Here is a 16,346-nt window from a genome sequence, read left to right as displayed (position 1 = left end):
AAGGTCAGCCGCGCTGCAGCGGCGCGACGGCATCGAGGTACTGGAGGAAGCGCTGGTACGCGTGCGCGTAGGCCGATGTCCTTGAGGCATCCGGTACTGCGGACAGCGCTGGATCGAGGGCCACGTGTGCGCGGGTGACGTCAGCGATCGACGCCGTGTCGCCACCGCTGCGCCCGAACGCCCACAACGCCTGCAGCGCCGCACCGAACGCGGCGCCCTCGGACTGCACCGGCACATCGACCGGCAGCCCGAACACATCGGCCACCAGTTGCCGCCATGCCGCGCTGTTGCTGCCGCCGCCGGTCAGCACGATGCGCTCGAAGCGCATGCCAGCGCGGACGAAGGCATCAAAGCCGTACTTCAGGCTATAGGTGGCCCCCTCCATCGCCGCACGGTAGACATGCGCCGGCGTCAGGTTCGTCGTGTCGATCCCGGCCAGCACGCCCTTGCCCAGCGGGAGATCCGGCGTGCGCTCGCCATTGAGGAACGGCAGCATCACCAGACCATCCGCGCCGGGCGGTGTGGCATGCAGATGCGCGTCGCCTTCGCGAGTGCTGAAGCCGAAGGTCTTGGCCACCTGTTCGGTCGCCACGGTGCAGTTCATGGTGCAGATCAGCGGAAGCCAGCCGCCGGTCGACGAACAGAACGCCGCCCACGCGCCGGCCGGATCGACCACAGGCGTCTCCGAGTAGGCGAACAGGGTGCCCGAGGTCCCCAGGCTCATCGCCAGTCGTCCCTCTTCCACGCAGCCGGTGCCGATGGCCGCCATCATGTTGTCGCCACCACCGACCGCGACCTTGACCGTCGCAGGCACGCCGAGTTGCGACGCCGCATCGGGATCGATGTCGACCAACGCATCCGGCGCGGCGATCGGCGGCAGGCAGGCGGCGAGATCGCGGTCGGAATCGGTCGCACGCAGCAGGTCCGTCGACCACGTGCGCGTGCGCACGTCGAGCCAGCCCGTGCCGGACGCGTCCCCGTACTCACAGAAGCGTTCGCCGGTCAGCACGAAGTTCAGATAGTCGTGCGGCAGCAGGATGGTCGCCAGCCGCTCGTAGGCCTCCGGCCGATGCGTCCTCGTCCACGGCAGTTTCGAGGCGGTGTAACCGGCGAGGATGGGATTGCCTGCGAGTTCGATGGTGCGTGCCGCGCCCCCCACCGCCGCCATGATCCGCGTGCACTCGGCCGTCGTGCTGGTATCGCACCACAGCTTGGCCGGCGCGAGCACCGCGCCTGTCGCGTCCACCGCCACGAAGCCATGCTGCTGGCCCGAGACCGCCAGCGCGACGATATGCGCGCGCACGGCCGGATCGATGCGTGCGAAGCAGACGCGCATGGCCACGACCCAATCGGACGGCTCCTGTTCGCGACGGCCGTCGTCACCGCTGGTCAGGTCCAGCGATTCACTGGCGCTGGCCACGATCCTGCCCGCTGAGGGGTCGTAGACGACCACCTTCAGGCTCTGCGTGCCCGCGTCGATTCCGGCGACAAACCCCATCGAACTGCCTCCGACCCATAAAAAGTTAGCGCTACCATTTCGGCTGGTTAAAAAAGGGAGTCGGCGCTTCGCTCCCTTTTTTCCGCGGCTTTCGGTCAGCCGTGACCGCGATGCCGCACTGTAACCACCCTTGGCGGAAAAAGCGTGCTGCGCCGCAAAAACACCCTCCAGACCCCCGGACAAGCGCCCCACGCGGCCGCGGCATCGCGGCATGCGGGCCCACTCATGGCACGACATCGATGAAACTGTTGATGGACAACCGTCCCGTCATCGGGTCCGCGGGCAGCGGCTTGTCGTTTCCCACCTTTCCGGAATGCAACGAGTTGCGCCGGTAGACGATCAGCCGGTTGAATACGCCTTCCACGCCGGCGATCCGCTCGAACAACGACGTATCCCCATCGATGTAGCCGCTGCCGACGTCCGCCTCGTCACGACTCTCCTGCGCCAGACGATCGAAGTACGTCGCGTGCCGGCTTTCGTCCACGTATTCGAAGCCGCTGTGCCGGTGCCGATAGAAATCGGTTCCTCCCCAATCGCCGCGGAACAGGTAGTGCACCGTGGCCAATCCGTTCCGGCTGACCGAATCGATGTGCGGCAGGCGCTGCAGGACATGCAGGCTTTCGCGCGCCTGCGTCACCAGCGAGAAATGGCACATCGGGTACATGAAACGTCCCGGCTCCAGACCGAACGTGTCGCGTAGCAGCGGCCTGAGGATCGCCTCAAGGAAGTTCTGGTACGACGGCGGCGCGGGCGCGCGGATACCGGGGAACATCGTGGGCATCTTCTCGAACGCTCGACTCGCCGCCTTGCGCACCATGCGGTCCGGGTCGGCCAGTACGTTGTCGATCACCAGCAACGGCGCACGCTCTCGCCCGATCGCGTGGTGGTGGATGCGGATGGCCGGGTGCGGCGTGATCAACATGCGATCCGACGCTAGACGGCTGCCGCGCGCGATGGCCAGACGTCCGGCGCGGCCTTGCAATAGCGCTCGATGAACGCCTGCTGCGAAGGCATCTGCGCGACGGCGCGTTCGATCGGCTGCCGGATCGAGCCCAGCAGGGTGCGCAGGTCCTCGTCCGCCAGCGCACGCGCGAGCGGATGCGGCGGTCCGGGCTGGATGCCCTGACCGAGCAGCACGTGGGTCCAGGAGTCCACCCGGAACAACTCGTCCGGATCCTGCCACGCATGCGCGCGCTCGCGCCACGCGCGCAGCCGTATCTGCAACGATTCCGGCAACACCATCTCGCGGCACGCCTTCCACATCGGTTCGTCGCGCTGGGTCGCGTGGTAATGCAGGATGATGAAATCGCGCACGTGCTCCATTTCCGCACGGCTGACGTCGTTGTACAGCTCGACCAGCGATGCGGAAATGCCGTCGAAGGGGAACAGCTGCACCAGCCGCACCACGGCGCTGATGGCCAGATGGATGCTGGTGGATTCCAGCGGCTCGATGAAGCCGCTGGCCAGGCCCAGCGACACCACGTTCCTGTTCCAGGCTTTCAGCCGGCGCCCGGTGCGGAACGGCACCAGCCAGGGATCGCGCAGCGCCGGCGCACCCACGTCGCGCAGCAGCTTGGCGCGCGCCTCGTCGTCCGACATGTGGCGACTGGAGAACACCAGTCCGCAGCCCACGCGGTGTTGCAACGGGATATGCCAGCGCCAGCCCGCCTCGTGCGCGATCGCCCGGGTGTACGGCACCGGCGGCCCTACCGACTCGGTCTGCACGGCGACCGCACGGTCGCTGGGAAGCCATTCGTTCCAGTCTTCATAGCCGGTGTGCAGCGTCTGCTCGATCAACAGACCGCGGAACCCGGTGCAGTCGATGAAGAGATCGCCCTCGATGACCTGGCCATCTTCCAGGATCAGCGACTGCACGGCGCCGTCGTCCGCGTGCTGCGTCACCTCGCGTATCTTGCCCTCCACGCGACGGAGCCCGTGGCCTTCGGCGATGCGGCGCAGGAATTTCGCGTACAACCCCGCATCGAAGTGGTACGCGTAGTTGACCTGGGGTTGGGTCTGCAACGAGAACCGGTCGACGCGCGAAGCGACCGTTTCGAGGCAGAAGTCGCCCAGCTCGGATGGCATGCCGCGCCGCAGGCTGTCCAGCCAGAAATGATGGAATGCCGCCGCCCAGGTGCCCTGTCCGGTGATGCCGAACGGATGGATGTAGCGCTCGCCGGGACGACGCCAGTTCTCGAACGAGATCGACAGCTTGAAGGTACCGGCGACGGCGCGCAGGAATTCCTGTTCGTCGATCTGCAGGAAGCGGTGGAACGTGCGGATCGGCGGCACCGTGGATTCGCCTACGCCGACGGTGCCGATCTGCTCCGACTCCACCAGGGTGATCTCCAGGCGGTCGCGGAACTGGTGCGCCAGCGCACAGCCGGCCAGCCACCCCGCCGTGCCGCCGCCCGCGATCACCACTTTGCGGATACATCCTTCCGGTGTCGTTGGAGAGTCCAATGCAGTCGCCTCCTTCAGCGGTTGAGTCGGCCCAGCAGCATGGCGCGTATGCGACGTGCCTGCGTTTCATCGATCGGCGCAAGCAGGTCGCGGGCCGCTTCCGGCAAGTGCTCCCCTGCCCGCTCGCCGGGACCGAATACGTAGTACTCGAAGATCTTCGCCCATGCCTGCTTCTCGCGTAACGGCAGATCGCGCAGCGTCCACAGCGCGTGGTGCAAGGCAGGCAGCGGCGAGGACAGGAAGACGGGCGAAGAGCGCCACCAGTAATTCACCAGGACGTTGAACGGCTCCAGGCTCCGCACGTGATGCCACCACATGCTGGGAATGAAGAGCGCATCGCCGGGTTCGAGCAGGGCGGTCCTTGCCGCGGCCAGCGCGTCGGAAAAACGCGGATAGCGCGCGAAATCGGGATTGTCGAAATCGACCACGCTGACGACCTGCCCGCCCGGGGTGGGATCGAAAGGCCCCGGGTAGAGGTTCTCGACCTGCTCGGGCGGAAACAGCGTGAATTGCCGCCGCCCCACCAGGCAGCACGCCAGGTTGTCGGGCGCATCGAAATGGCACGACGCCACCACGCGGTTGCCGATCCAGATGCTGGCGGGCGCCTCGATTCCGCATGCCGCAAGGTCGAGATCATTGGCCTGCGAGAAGCCGGGGAGCGCCTTGTCGACCAACAGTGAGGCGACGTAATAGGTGGGCGGCTGCGGATCGTCGAGGTGGCTCTCGATGCCGTCCAGCACTTCCGACAACGCGCCTTGCCTGACGTCGAAGTTCAACCGCGTGAAGTCGTCGTTGTAGAACGGACGCCCGTTGATCTCCGGACCGCCGAACGAATACGGGATCGGAACGCCGGCGTCGAGATCGCGCAGATACGCCATCGCCTCCCGCGTCGAGCCCCGCCCGGCCCGCACAAGACCCCAGTCGCGCGCGATGCCCTTCAGCACGACCGGCTCGCCTTCGGCCAGCAGAACGTCCAGCGGCAGCGCGCCGCTCCCGGCGTACTCGAAGACGCGGATCGAGGCAGCGCCGCTCACGCGTCAGTTCTTGCCGGTGGAGGGCGCCGCGTCCTGCATGCGCAGACGACGCTGCTTCTCTGCCATCAGCCGACGCATGTTGTGCAGGGACGCCAGCATCAGATAGGCGCCCTCCAGATAGCCGGCTCGGTTCAGTTCGAGCAGTGCCGGACCATCCAGCGCCGCCAATCGTTCCCGATCGATGCCATGCAGGCCGTTGACGGCGACCCGGTTCCGTTCGTCGACCTGGACGTCCAGCGTGACGGGTTGTATCAGGCCCTTTGCGTCCAGCGCCTGGAACATCGCCGCACCATACGTGCTGCCATCGTGGATGCCGCGCAGGATGCCCGCGATGTGGTTGAGATAAGGACTGTTGCCGCCTTGCGGCAGGAATACCGGTTCGCCCGTCGCCGCCTTCACCCTCGGGTGATCCACATCGACGTGCATCACCGCGTCGCGGGTCAGCTCGCCGTCGACATGCTGTTCCTGGAATCCGATGAGGAAAGGCCCCTTCGCCACGGCACCCGGCAGATAGGTGGCATTCCAGCGCCCCTCCTGCAGGAAGAGGTTTTCGTGCTGCTCGAAACCCAGCAGCACGACCGACTGCCACGCGTCACCGGTCGCGTCCTTCCGCAGGAAGATCGGATATTCCCGCTGCAACTCGGCGAACTCGCTCGGGAACGCCGGCACCATCCCGACATCGTCGCCGAACTCGACGCCGAAGCCCGTGGCCACATGCAGATCACGGTGCGCGATGTTGTTGAGCAGCTCGTAGCGGGCCATCGTCTCGTCCAGTCAGAATCGGGAAGGCATGCGCCGCCATGGTACCGCCGACGCAGCCTGCCGGTGCGGTGGACATCGCGGTCCACCTTGAAAAAAGGGACTGCTGCTCGCGCAGCAGTCCCCATTGGCGACATCAGGAGAGGTCGTCTGCCGCCAAACTCAGAACTTGTAGCGAACGCCGACCATGTAGCGCGGACTCTGGTCGGCCAGCTTGACGATCTGCTGGTCGGTCCGCGCATGCCAGCGCACGTCTTCGCCCGTCAGATTGATCGCCTCCAGGCCGAACGACCAGTGGTCGTTGAGCGTGTAGTTCACGCTCAGGTCCCACTGTTCGTACTCTTCGACATAGTAGGGATTGCGGCTGGCACCCTGGTTGGCGAGGATCAGGTACTCGTCGCGCCAGTTCCACGCCAGGCGGACCGACCAGCCGTACTTTTCGTACATGAGCATGGCGTTGGCGGTATCGCTCAGTCCGGTCAGTGCGAACTGGTCGATGCCCGGGTCGCCGCCGTTGTTGTAGCCGACATCGCCGCGGACGACGGTGTAGTTGGCCAGGACGCCGAAGCCGCTGTCGCCGAAGAAGTACTGGCCACCCAGTTCCCAGCCGTGCAGCTTGGACTGGTTCTGGTTGATCGGGCGGTTGACGTTGAACAGATACAGCGGATCGTCGGCTTCGCCGTACAGGTCGTACGCCGCTTCCGTCGCCAGCACCTGCGCATCGGTACCGTTGTAGGCGCCCAGCCCCGCCGGATTGTTGCGCAACAGCGCCAAGGCGGTGAACAGCGAGGTGTCGTTCGCCGAGCACGCCGCGGCATTGGCCGCGCCGACCTGGGTGACGCAGGCCGCACTGGTCAGGAAGGCCAACGCCGTCTGCGCATCCGGACCGGAGGTGGGATCCCTCAACCCGTACAGGTTTTCCTGTCCCACCGTATTGCCGATGAAGTTGTCGACCGACTTGTTCCAGTAGGTCAGCGATACGTAGCTCGCGTCCGCGAAGTACCACTCGAGGGCCAGGTCGAGATTGTCGGATTCGAGCGGCTTCAGGCTAGGGTTCTGCGCATTGCCGCTCGCCCGCACCGATGGGTCGATCAGGACCGAGCCGAACGGCTGCTGGGCTCCCGGACCTGCGTACAGGTTGCCGTAGGGCGCACGCGCGATGCTCTTGCCGAACGAGGCGCGGCCTTTCAGGTCGTCCGTGATGTCGATGCTGAAGTCGAGGTTGGGCAGGATGTAGCTGTAGCTCGCGCGTTCGCTGAAGGGTTGTTGCTCGTCGGACAGCACCACCCGGAAGTCGTTGTTGGCCTGCCATTCGATGGCTTCGGGGATCGCGATAACCGACGTCGACACGACGTCCGTCGTCTCGTAGCGCACACCCAGACGGGTGTTGGTGCGCATGCCCCCCAGTTCGCCATCCAGTTCGACCTGGAAGTAGGCCGAATGGGTCTTCTCTTCCACGCGATTGTCGGCGGCACGCTGCGGGCTGACGCCCAGCCCGACGCCGTACTGTCCGGCCGCCCATTGCGCCAGTTCGGCCGCATTGCCGCGCCATGCCGGCCAGCTCGTCGCGTTGTAGTCGTCGAACAGGCCCACCAGGTTGACCGGCCGCAGCAGGTCCACCAGCCCGGCCGCGGTATCCGAACCGACGTTGGCCACGCCCCAGTCGCCCAGCGTCGAATAGGCCTCGGCCGCCTGGATGCGGTGCGTGGTGGACTTGTTGGTATCCACGCCGAACTGGAAGCGGCCCTGGTCGAAGGTCCATTCACCGTCGATGCGCGCCTGCTTGATCTCACTGACCTGCGTCTGCGCGTTGATGCGCAGCACCTGCGAGCCGATCTCGCCTTCCACGAAGCCCGGGTTGACCACGCCGTTGGTGCCGGCGATCGCATCCGCCGTGCTCGGATACCAGGTCTGCGTGCCGATCGGCAGCCCGTTGTTGAACCGCAGCTCCTGTACCCACGAGCCGCCGCAATGCGGGCCGGTGGTGCAGTTGTTGGTGCCCGCGATGCTCATGAAGATCGATCCGCCGCCGGTCAGCGGATCGTTCGGCCGGCTTTCGTTCTTCGAGTTGTGGGCGTCGAAGCTGAGGCGGAACCGGTCGTTGACGTCCCATGCCGCGTTGAAGCCGAGCGACCCCAGCTTGTATTCCTGCATGCTGCGCTGCTGTTCGAGGCCGAAGTCCTTGGTGCCCGCGATTTCGCGGATGTAGATCGGCGTGGCGACGGCGCCGCTAGTGTCGAACTCGACGTTGGTGTAGTTGCTGTTCTGCAGCCACATCGCCTGCTCGCCACGATTCTCGGTGATCTCGTTGGTCGAATAGGTGTAATCCAGCGTCAGGGTCAGGCTGTCGGTCGGCGCGAACTGCACCACCGCCTGGCCGTTGACGCGGTCGCGTTCGAACTCGGAGAACGCGTAGCGCAGATCGTTCGGGCGCGCGTAGAGGTCGCCGACGCCAGGCGCATTGACCACGTTTGGATTGCCCGGCATCGTCCCGGTCCAGGGCTGGACGTTCCAGTAGTTCTCGGTGGCCTGCACCGAGCCGCCCTTGCGCTTCTGCTGGCTCGCGCTGAGGCTGACGCCGAAGGTCTTGTCGGGGTTGGTGTAGCTGAAGATGCCGGACAGCTCGGGCGTCAGGTCGTTCTCGAACGGCTGGCTGCGGTCCGACACCACCTTGGCGCCGGCGTTGGCGACGAAACCGTCATAGTTGAACGGACGCGCGGTCAGGATGTTGATCGTCGCGCCGATACCGCCGCTGGGCACCTGGGCCTGGCTGGTCTTGTAGACCTCGATGCCGTTGATCGCCTCGGCGGCGAGCTGGGCGAAGTTGAACGCACGCGTTCCGCCGTCCACGCCGCCGATGGCCACCTGCCCGGAGGCACCGAACGCATCCGCGCCCGGCATCTGGCGGCCGTTGAGGGTCACCATGTTGAACTGCGGGCCGAAACCGCGGGCCGTCACCTGCGCGCCTTCGCCGTCGCGGCGCTCGATCGAGATGCCGGTGATGCGCTGCAGCGATTCGGCGAGGTTGGTGTCCGGGAACTTGCCGATGTCCTCGGCACTGATCGCATCGACGACGCCCGCGGAGTCACGCTTGATGTCCATCGCCTGGCTGAGGCTGTTGCGGATGCCCGTCACCACGACGGTGTCCAGATCGGTCGCCTGCGACGAGGTCTGTTCCTGTTGCGTGGCCGGCGCCGTGGCCGGGGCGTCCTGGCCGAACGCGGGATTGACGACCAGTACACCCCCCACAAAGGTGAACATGGCCCTCGACTTGAATTTCGCCAACTTCCGGCTCATTGACGTGCCCTCGGATCTGGAGTGGTACGGAAACTGCACGCGTTCATGGATTCCCCTTCGCTACGTTCGTATGTGATGTATCGCCCCTCCCAGGGGCGCCCACGGGCAGTGCCCGTCTTCCAGGCCGGATGCAGGGCTGGCCGTGAAGGCCGTGCTCCGAAGTCCGGATTCAGCGTGGCAAGACGACGATCGCGCGATGGCAAGACACAGCCGGTTCTGCTTGGTGGCGACTAGGTGGTAGCGCTACCATCGCGTTGGGGCGCAGACTAATCACGCGTATTCCCCCTTGTCACCATGCAGCGCAGCAAAATGGCCATCGCACGGGCGCAGCAGCGTGGAAAACGCCACCGAGCCGGTAAGGTGGGGCGCCGCCACGGCGGGTCCATGCGCAAGTAATCCGGATTTCGCCATATCGACACATGAGTACCGCAGAAGCACAGCATGAAGAAGACCAATAAAGGCGCACGCAGGAAGGCGAATGCGGTCACCATCGACGAGGTCGCGCACCACGCCGGCGTGTCCCCGATGACCGTGTCCCGCGTCGTCAATGGCCACGCCGGCGTGCGCGACGCCAATCGCGAACGGGTCATGCGCAGTGTGCGTGAGCTCGGCTACCGCCCCAACCTGGCCGCCAGTTCTTTGGCCGCGGCGCAACACACGTGCATCGCGCTGATCTACACCAATCCCAGCTCCAGCTACCTGCGCGAGCTGCTGGTCGGCGCGCTGCGCGGCTCGGCGCGCGCGGCGGCACAGCTGGTGATCGCCACGTGGGACGGTCTTGATGCGGAGGGGTATCGCGCGGCCGCACGCCAGCTGGCTAACAGCGTGGCGGGCGTGATCCTCCCTCCCCCCCTGTGCGAGTCGAAGACGATCGTGTCGGAGTTCGCGCGCGCCGGCGTCCCCGTCGTGTCGATCGCCTCCGGCCACTTCAGCGACAGTATTTCCTGCGTCCGTATCGACGACCACCGCGCGAGCCACGACGTCGTCGCGCACCTGATCGCGCGCGGACATACGCGGATCGGCTACATCAAGGGCGACCCCAACCAGACCGCTAGCGCGCATCGCTGGCAAGGCTACCGCGACGCGCTGGTCGAAGCGGGGATCGGTTACGACGACAAGCTCGTGCAGCCCGGCTACTTCACCTACCGCTCCGGCCTGGACGCGGCGGAGCGGCTGCTCGCACTGCGCCGGCCTCCCAGTGCGATCTTCGCCAGCAACGACGACATGGCCTCCGCCGTCGTGTCGGTCGCGCATCGCCGGGGGCTGGACGTACCACGGGACCTTTCCGTCGTCGGCTTCGACGACACCTCGGCGGCAACGATGGTGTGGCCCGAGCTGACGACCATCCACCAGCCGGTCGCCGCCATGGCCGATGCGGCCGTCGACATCCTGCTGCGCGAGATCAGGCGTACGCCGCCCGCGCCACGCGTGATCGTCAATCACGTGGTGCCGCATCAGCTGGTGGCGCGCGACTCGGTCATGGACAAGGCGGCGGACGCGATACGGTCCGGCAGGAAGCCGCGGTAGATCCCCGCGCAGGTCCTGGCGACGCTTCACTGCTCGTGTACGCCGGATTGCGCAGTCTGGCGTCATGACGGCGACCTCCCGCGATCTCATCGTGCTGCGCCCCGAGGGCATGTACTGTCCTGCAGGCGATTTCTACATCGATCCCTGGCGACCCGTCGCTACCGCCGTCATCACGCATGGCCATGGCGACCACGCCCGGATCGGCATGGGCGCTTACCACGCCGTGCGCGACGGCATGCCGGTGCTGCGCTGGCGACTGGGAGAGCAGGCTTACCATCCGCATGATTACGGTCAGCCGTTCGAACTGGGCGCGGCACGCGTGTCGCTGCATTCGGCAGGCCATGTGCTGGGTTCGGCGCAGGTGCGGATCGAAGTGGATGGCGAGGTGTGGGTGGCCTCCGGTGACTACAAACGCCAGCCGGATCCCACCTGCCCTGCGTTCGACGTAGTGCCCTGCGACGTCTTCATCACCGAAGCCACCTTCGCCCTGCCGGTCTACCGGTGGCCCGACACCCATGAAGAAGTCGCCCGCATCGTCGCGTGGCGGCACGCATGCGAAGCGCGAGGACGCGCGGCGGTGCTGTACTCCTACGCCCTGGGCAAGGCGCAACGGATCCTGGCCGAACTGGCGCGCTTCGACGAACCACCGGTTTACCTGCACGGTGCCGTCGACGCAGGGGTACAGGTGTATCGGCAGGCCGGCATCGCGCTGATGGCGACCGAGCCGGTCGGCGAACAACCCAAGGGCAAGGAATACGCCGGCAGGCTGGTGATCGCCCCGCCGTCCGCCGCCGGATCGACATGGACACGCCGCTTCCGCGATGCCGAGCACGGCTTCGCCTCGGGCTGGATGCGCCTGCGTGGCAACCGCCGGCGCCGCAACTACGATCGCGGCTTCGTGATTTCCGACCATGCGGACTGGCCGGCACTGCTTGCCACCATCGGACAGACCGGTGCCCGCCGCGTCATCGCCACCCATGGCAGCACGGATGCGTTGATCCGCTACCTGCGCGAGCACGGGCTGGATGCGCATGCCTTCTCCACAAGCTTCGGCGGCGAGGAATGAAGGCGTTCGCCGCCCTGTATCAGGCGCTGGAGCACAGCACCGGCACGCTGGACAAGCGGGCGGCGATCGCCGACTACGTCCGCCGCGTGCCGCGTGCCGATGCCGCATGGGGCCTGTGGTTGCTGGCCGGCAACAAGCTGCGCCGTGTCGCTGGCAGCGGCGAGCTCCGCACTTGGTGCGGGGAGGTGGCCGGGCTGCCGTCGTGGCTGGTCGACGACAGCTATTCCCATGTCGGCGATCTGGCCGAAACACTCGCGCTGCTGCTCCCGTCGTCCCCGGCGCCCCATGCCGATGTGCCGCTGCACGCATGGATCGAACAGCGCCTGCTGCCCGTCGCAGGCGCGGATGCGGACATCCGGCAGCGCACCGTGGTCGAGGCGTGGACGCAACTGCCCGATGGCGAGCGCCTGGTATTCAACAAGCTGCTGACCGGCGCGCTCCGCGTCGGTGTCTCGGCGCGGTTGGTGCAACAGGCGCTCGCCGACCTTTCCGACGTCCCGATCGCCGTCCTCGCACAGCGCATGCTCGGCGACTGGCCGCCGACGCCCCAGTTCCTCGACGCCTTGCTGTCCACCGACGTGCTGGACAGCGACCGCGAGCAGCCCTACCCGTTCTTCCTCGCTTCGCCTCTGGAAGTCGCACCGGTGCAACTGGGCGATGTCGGCGCGTGGCTGCTGGAATGGAAGTGGGACGGCATCCGCCTGCAGATCATCCGCCGCCGCGGCGAGGTCGCCCTGTGGTCGCGTGGAGAGGAGCGGCTGGACGGTCGCTTTCCCGAGATCGAAGCGGCGGCGCTGGCGTTGCCACGGGACGCGGTGATCGACGGCGAACTGCTGGCGTGGAACGAGGGCGAAGCACCCCTGCCCTTCTCCGCACTGCAGACCCGCATCCAGCGCAAGCGTCCGGGCAGCAAGCACCTGACGGCAGCGCCCGCGCGCGTGCTGGCCTACGACTTGCTGGAACTGGACGGTGAAGACCTGCGTGAACGACCGCTGCAGGCGCGCCGGCAGCAGTTGCGCGACCTGCTCGATGCCGCCGCCGATCCGCGCCTGGCGCTGTCGCCGGAAGCGCAGGTCGCGACGTGGGAAGAGGCGGCCACCCTGCGCGAGACCTCGCGGGACCGCGGCGTGGAAGGGCTCATGGTGAAGCGCCGCGATTCGCCGTACCGCAGCGGCCGACGGCGCGGCGACTGGTGGAAGTGGAAGATCGATCCGCTCACCATCGATGCGGTGCTGCTGTACGCCCAGGCCGGCCACGGCCGTCGCAGCACGCTGTACACGGATTACACCTTCGGCGTGTGGACCGACGCGGGCGAGTTGGTGCCGGTCGCCAAGGCGTATTCCGGGCTGGACGACGGCGAGATCCTCGCGCTGGACGGATGGATCCGCGCACACACGCGCGAACGCTTCGGGCCGGTGCGTTCGGTGGCGGCCGAACAGGTGTTCGAGCTGGGCTTCGAGGGCGTCAACGTCAGCAGCCGCCACAAGTCGGGCATCGCGGTCCGATTTCCTCGCATCCTGCGGTGGCGACGCGACAAGCCCGCGGTCGAAGCCGATCGGCTGGCGACGCTGCAGGCCTTGGCGCGATGACGCCGCTCGCCCGGCTGCGGCAATGGTTCACCGCGCGCGGCTGGAAACCGTTGCCGTTCCAGCGCCAGGCCTGGCGGCACTATCTGGCCGGCGAATCGGGACTGATCCACACGCCGACCGGCAGCGGCAAAACATTGGCGGCGCTCGGAGGCCCGCTGCTGGAAGCAATGGCGGAAGCGCCGCCGTTGGCGGCGAAGAAACGACCCGTGTCGCGACCCTTGCGCATCGTGTGGATCACGCCCTTGCGTGCGCTGGCAGCCGACACGACACGTTCCCTGATGGAAACGGCGCACGCCGTCGGTGTGCCCTGGACGGTGGCGCAGCGCACCGGCGATGCCAGTGCGCGGGACAAGCGGCTGGCGCGCGGCGGCAAGCTGGACGTGCTGGTGACCACGCCGGAATCCCTGTCGCTGCTGCTGAGCTATCCCGACACCGCACCGATGTTCGCGGACCTGCGTTGCATCGTCGTCGACGAATGGCATGAGCTGATGGGCAGCAAGCGCGGGGTACAGACGCAACTCGCGCTGGCCCGGTTGCGGCGCTGGTCGCCGGGGGCGCGTACCTGGGGCCTTTCCGCGACGCTGGGCAACCTCGACGACGCCTGTCGCGCCCTGCTGCCTCCGGGAACGCCGTCGCAGGTGCTGTCGGCCGCGCGTCCGCGGCCGATGACGCTGGAGACCCTCCTTCCCGCGGACATCGTGCGCTTCCCGTGGAGCGGTCACCTCGGTCTGAGCCAGCTGGCCGGTGTGCTGGAACGCCTGTTGGCGGTGCGGACGACCCTGCTCTTCACCAACACCCGTGCGCACGCGGAGCTGTGGCACCAGGCGCTGGCCTCCGTCTGGCCGGAGGACCCGGGTACGCTCGCGCTCCATCATGGCTCGCTGGATCCCGCCTTGCGGCAGCAGGCGGAAGCGGGACTGCGCGATGCGACCCTGCGCTGCGTCGTCGCGACCTCCAGCCTCGATCTGGGCGTGGACTTTCCATCCGTCGACCAGGTCATCCAGATCGGCAGTCCGAAGGGCGTGGGGCGTCTGCTGCAGCGTGCCGGACGTGCACGGCACCGTCCGGGCGAAACCGGCCACGTGCTCTGCGTTCCCACGCACGCGCTGGAGCTTGCCGAGTACGCCGCGACCCGGACTGCCATCGCGGCCAGCGGGGTGGAGGCACGGGAGCCGCCGCGGCTGCCGCTGGACGTACTGGCCCAGCACTGCGTCACCATCGCGCTGGGAAGCGGCTTCGCGGCAGACGAGCTGTTCGACGAAGTGCGCCGCACCGATGCCTTCGCCGTACTCGATGCCACGACCTGGCAGCGCGTGCTCGACTTCGTCGTGCGGGGCGGTGGCGCGTTGGAGCACTATCCCGAGTACCGGCGCGTCGTGCGCGACGACGATGGGGTGCACCGCGTGCACGATCGTACCGTCGCGCTGCGCCATCGCCTCTCCATCGGCACCATCGCCAGCGACGGCAACATCGCCGTGAAGTTCCTGCGTGGCGGTGGGCTAGGCGCGGTCGAAGAAACGTTCCTGAGCCGGTTGCGGCCCGGCGAGCGTTTCCGCTTCGCTGGCCGGCTGCTGGAACTGGTCCGGCTGCAGGACATGACCGCGTACGTCCGCCTGGTGAAGCAGGGCGATGGCGTGGTGCCCCGCTGGATGGGTGGACGGATGCCGCTGTCGTCGCGCCTGGCCGATCAGGTACGCCAGACGCTGGCGGCCGATCGAACGTCGCCGGAGATGCGCGCCTTGCAGCCATTGCTGGCGGTGCAGGCGCGGGTGAGCAGGATTCCATCACCCGATCTCCTGCTGGTGGAAACCGTCGTCCGGCGCGACGGACAGCACCTGTTCGTCTTTCCATTCGCCGGGCGGCGCGTGCATGAAGGTCTCGCTGCGCTGCTGGCATGGCGACTGGGCCAGCGCGAACCGAACACGTTCTCGCTGTCGGCCAACGATGTCGGCTTCATGCTGTCGCCACAACGCCCGCTCACGCTGGAGGTCGACCTCCTGCGCGACCTGCTGACGCCCGATCGCCTGGTCGAGGACCTCACCCACGGCGCCAACCTGGGCGAACTGGCGAAACGCCAGTTCCGGGGCATCGCGCGTGTGGCTGGATTGCTGCCTCCCTCGTTGCCTGGCCGCGCGCCCCGCAGCCTGCGCCAGCTGCAGGTGTCGAGCGGGCTGCTGTTCGATGTGCTCGCGCAGCACGATCCCGATCACCTGCTGCTCGCACTCGCACGCCGCGAGGCGCTCGAGGACGACCTGCAGGTCGCAGGCATCGACCGGCTGCTGCGACGGCTACGAGACAGCCGCATCGTCCTGGAACGCCCCGAAAGCCTCACGCCCCTGGCGTTTCCGCTATGGGCCGACGGCATGCGCGGTCATCTGAGCACCGAAGACTGGCAGGTCCGCGTGCGACGGGCGGCAGAGCAATTGGAGCGCCGGCATGCACGCTAGCCTGCCGCTGAGTCTGGCCGGCGAACAGATGCTGCTGCTCGCGGACCGCGCCCTGTTCTGGCCTGCGCAGAAAACGGTGTTCATCGCCGACCTGCACCTCGGCAAGGGACACGCGCTGCGCCGCGGCGGTGTCGCCGTGCCGCGCGGCGGCACCCGCGATGACCTGCAGCGCCTGGATCGGCTGATCCAGGCCACGGGCGCGCGCGAACTCTGCGTGCTGGGCGACTTCCTGCATGGCCCCGTGGATCGTGCGACATGGCAGGAAGAATGGCAGCGCTGGCGGACACGGCACGCGAGCCTGGATATCTCGGTCGTCGCGGGCAACCATGATCGCCGCTTGCTGCACCATGCGACGGACTGGGGGCTGCTGCTGCACGATGAAGGGGTGATGCGCGGCCCTTTCGAGCTGAGGCACATGCCGCGTGCGGGAACGCGGCATGTCATCGCGGGCCACCTGCATCCCCGCGTGCGCTATCCCGGATTGCGGGGCCGATGGCCCGCGTTCCTGCTGCGCGAGCGACTGACGCTGCTGCCGGCGTTCTCGCTGTTCACCGGTGGCATCGAGCCACCACCGGCGCCAGGCGATCGCTACGTGGTCTGCCTGGACGGCCTGCTGGCGGAGATGGCGATGCCTGTTCGTTCCCGTTGACGATGCGGCATCCGCCA

The 16,346-nt window shown here is 67.3% G+C and carries 11 protein-coding genes; 5 read left to right on the top strand and 6 right to left on the bottom strand.

Features of this window, described 5'->3' with window-relative positions:
- Positions 1-4: 4 nt before the first annotated feature.
- The 6 genes from xylB to AC1Q5B_RS12570 all read right to left on the bottom strand — a co-directional run bounded on the left by xylB (position 5) and on the right by AC1Q5B_RS12570 (position 9,051).
- Complete coding sequence (gene xylB / locus AC1Q5B_RS12595; RefSeq protein WP_492631998.1) at positions 5-1,498, bottom strand: xylulokinase; 1,494 nt, start codon at positions 1,496-1,498, stop codon at positions 5-7.
- Positions 1,499-1,721: 223 nt separating this feature from the next.
- Positions 1,722-2,420 carry a DUF6445 family protein gene (locus AC1Q5B_RS12590; protein WP_492631997.1) on the bottom strand — a complete coding sequence of 233 codons (699 nt, stop codon included), beginning with the start codon at positions 2,418-2,420 and terminating at the stop codon, positions 1,722-1,724.
- Positions 2,421-2,431: 11 nt separating this feature from the next.
- A complete protein-coding gene (locus AC1Q5B_RS12585; RefSeq protein WP_492631996.1) occupies positions 2,432-3,961 on the bottom strand; it encodes a tryptophan halogenase family protein in 1,530 nt (509 codons plus the stop codon).
- A gap of 14 nt (positions 3,962-3,975) precedes the next feature.
- Positions 3,976-4,995, bottom strand: a complete 1,020-nt coding sequence (locus tag AC1Q5B_RS12580; protein ID WP_492631995.1) for a cupin-like domain-containing protein — start codon at positions 4,993-4,995, stop codon at positions 3,976-3,978.
- A gap of 3 nt (positions 4,996-4,998) precedes the next feature.
- Positions 4,999-5,757 carry a SapC family protein gene (locus AC1Q5B_RS12575; protein ID WP_492631994.1) on the bottom strand — a complete coding sequence of 253 codons (759 nt, stop codon included), beginning with the start codon at positions 5,755-5,757 and terminating at the stop codon, positions 4,999-5,001.
- A gap of 159 nt (positions 5,758-5,916) precedes the next feature.
- On the bottom strand, positions 5,917-9,051 hold the full coding sequence (locus AC1Q5B_RS12570) for a TonB-dependent receptor (RefSeq protein WP_492631993.1): 3,135 nt from the start codon (positions 9,049-9,051) through the stop codon (positions 5,917-5,919).
- Positions 9,052-9,492: 441 nt separating this feature from the next.
- Between AC1Q5B_RS12570 and AC1Q5B_RS12565 the strand changes: the two genes are divergently transcribed.
- The 5 genes from AC1Q5B_RS12565 (at position 9,493) to pdeM (ending at position 16,329) form a co-directional block, all read left to right on the top strand.
- Complete coding sequence (locus AC1Q5B_RS12565) at positions 9,493-10,578, top strand: LacI family DNA-binding transcriptional regulator (protein ID WP_492631992.1); 1,086 nt, start codon at positions 9,493-9,495, stop codon at positions 10,576-10,578.
- Between the two features lie 64 nt (positions 10,579-10,642).
- Entirely contained in the window at positions 10,643-11,644 is a 1,002-nt protein-coding gene (locus AC1Q5B_RS12560; protein ID WP_492631991.1) for a ligase-associated DNA damage response exonuclease, read from the top strand.
- Positions 11,641-13,233: an ATP-dependent DNA ligase gene (locus AC1Q5B_RS12555; protein WP_492631990.1), complete on the top strand. Its 1,593-nt coding sequence runs from the start codon at positions 11,641-11,643 to the stop codon at positions 13,231-13,233. Before AC1Q5B_RS12560 ends, AC1Q5B_RS12555 begins: the two co-directional genes overlap by 4 nt.
- Positions 13,230-15,680, top strand: coding sequence for a ligase-associated DNA damage response DEXH box helicase (locus tag AC1Q5B_RS12550; RefSeq protein WP_492631989.1), 2,451 nt, complete (start codon positions 13,230-13,232; stop codon positions 15,678-15,680). Before AC1Q5B_RS12555 ends, AC1Q5B_RS12550 begins: the two co-directional genes overlap by 4 nt.
- Positions 15,670-16,329, top strand: coding sequence for a ligase-associated DNA damage response endonuclease PdeM (pdeM, locus tag AC1Q5B_RS12545; protein WP_492631988.1), 660 nt, complete (start codon positions 15,670-15,672; stop codon positions 16,327-16,329). The genes AC1Q5B_RS12550 and pdeM overlap by 11 nt, the downstream gene beginning before the upstream one ends.
- The last annotated feature ends 17 nt before the right edge of the window (positions 16,330-16,346 follow it).

It is taken from the genome of Pseudoxanthomonas sp. GW835-FHT14C01, from assembly GCF_058793715.1.
This window is presented reverse-complemented; position numbering and strand designations above follow the sequence as displayed.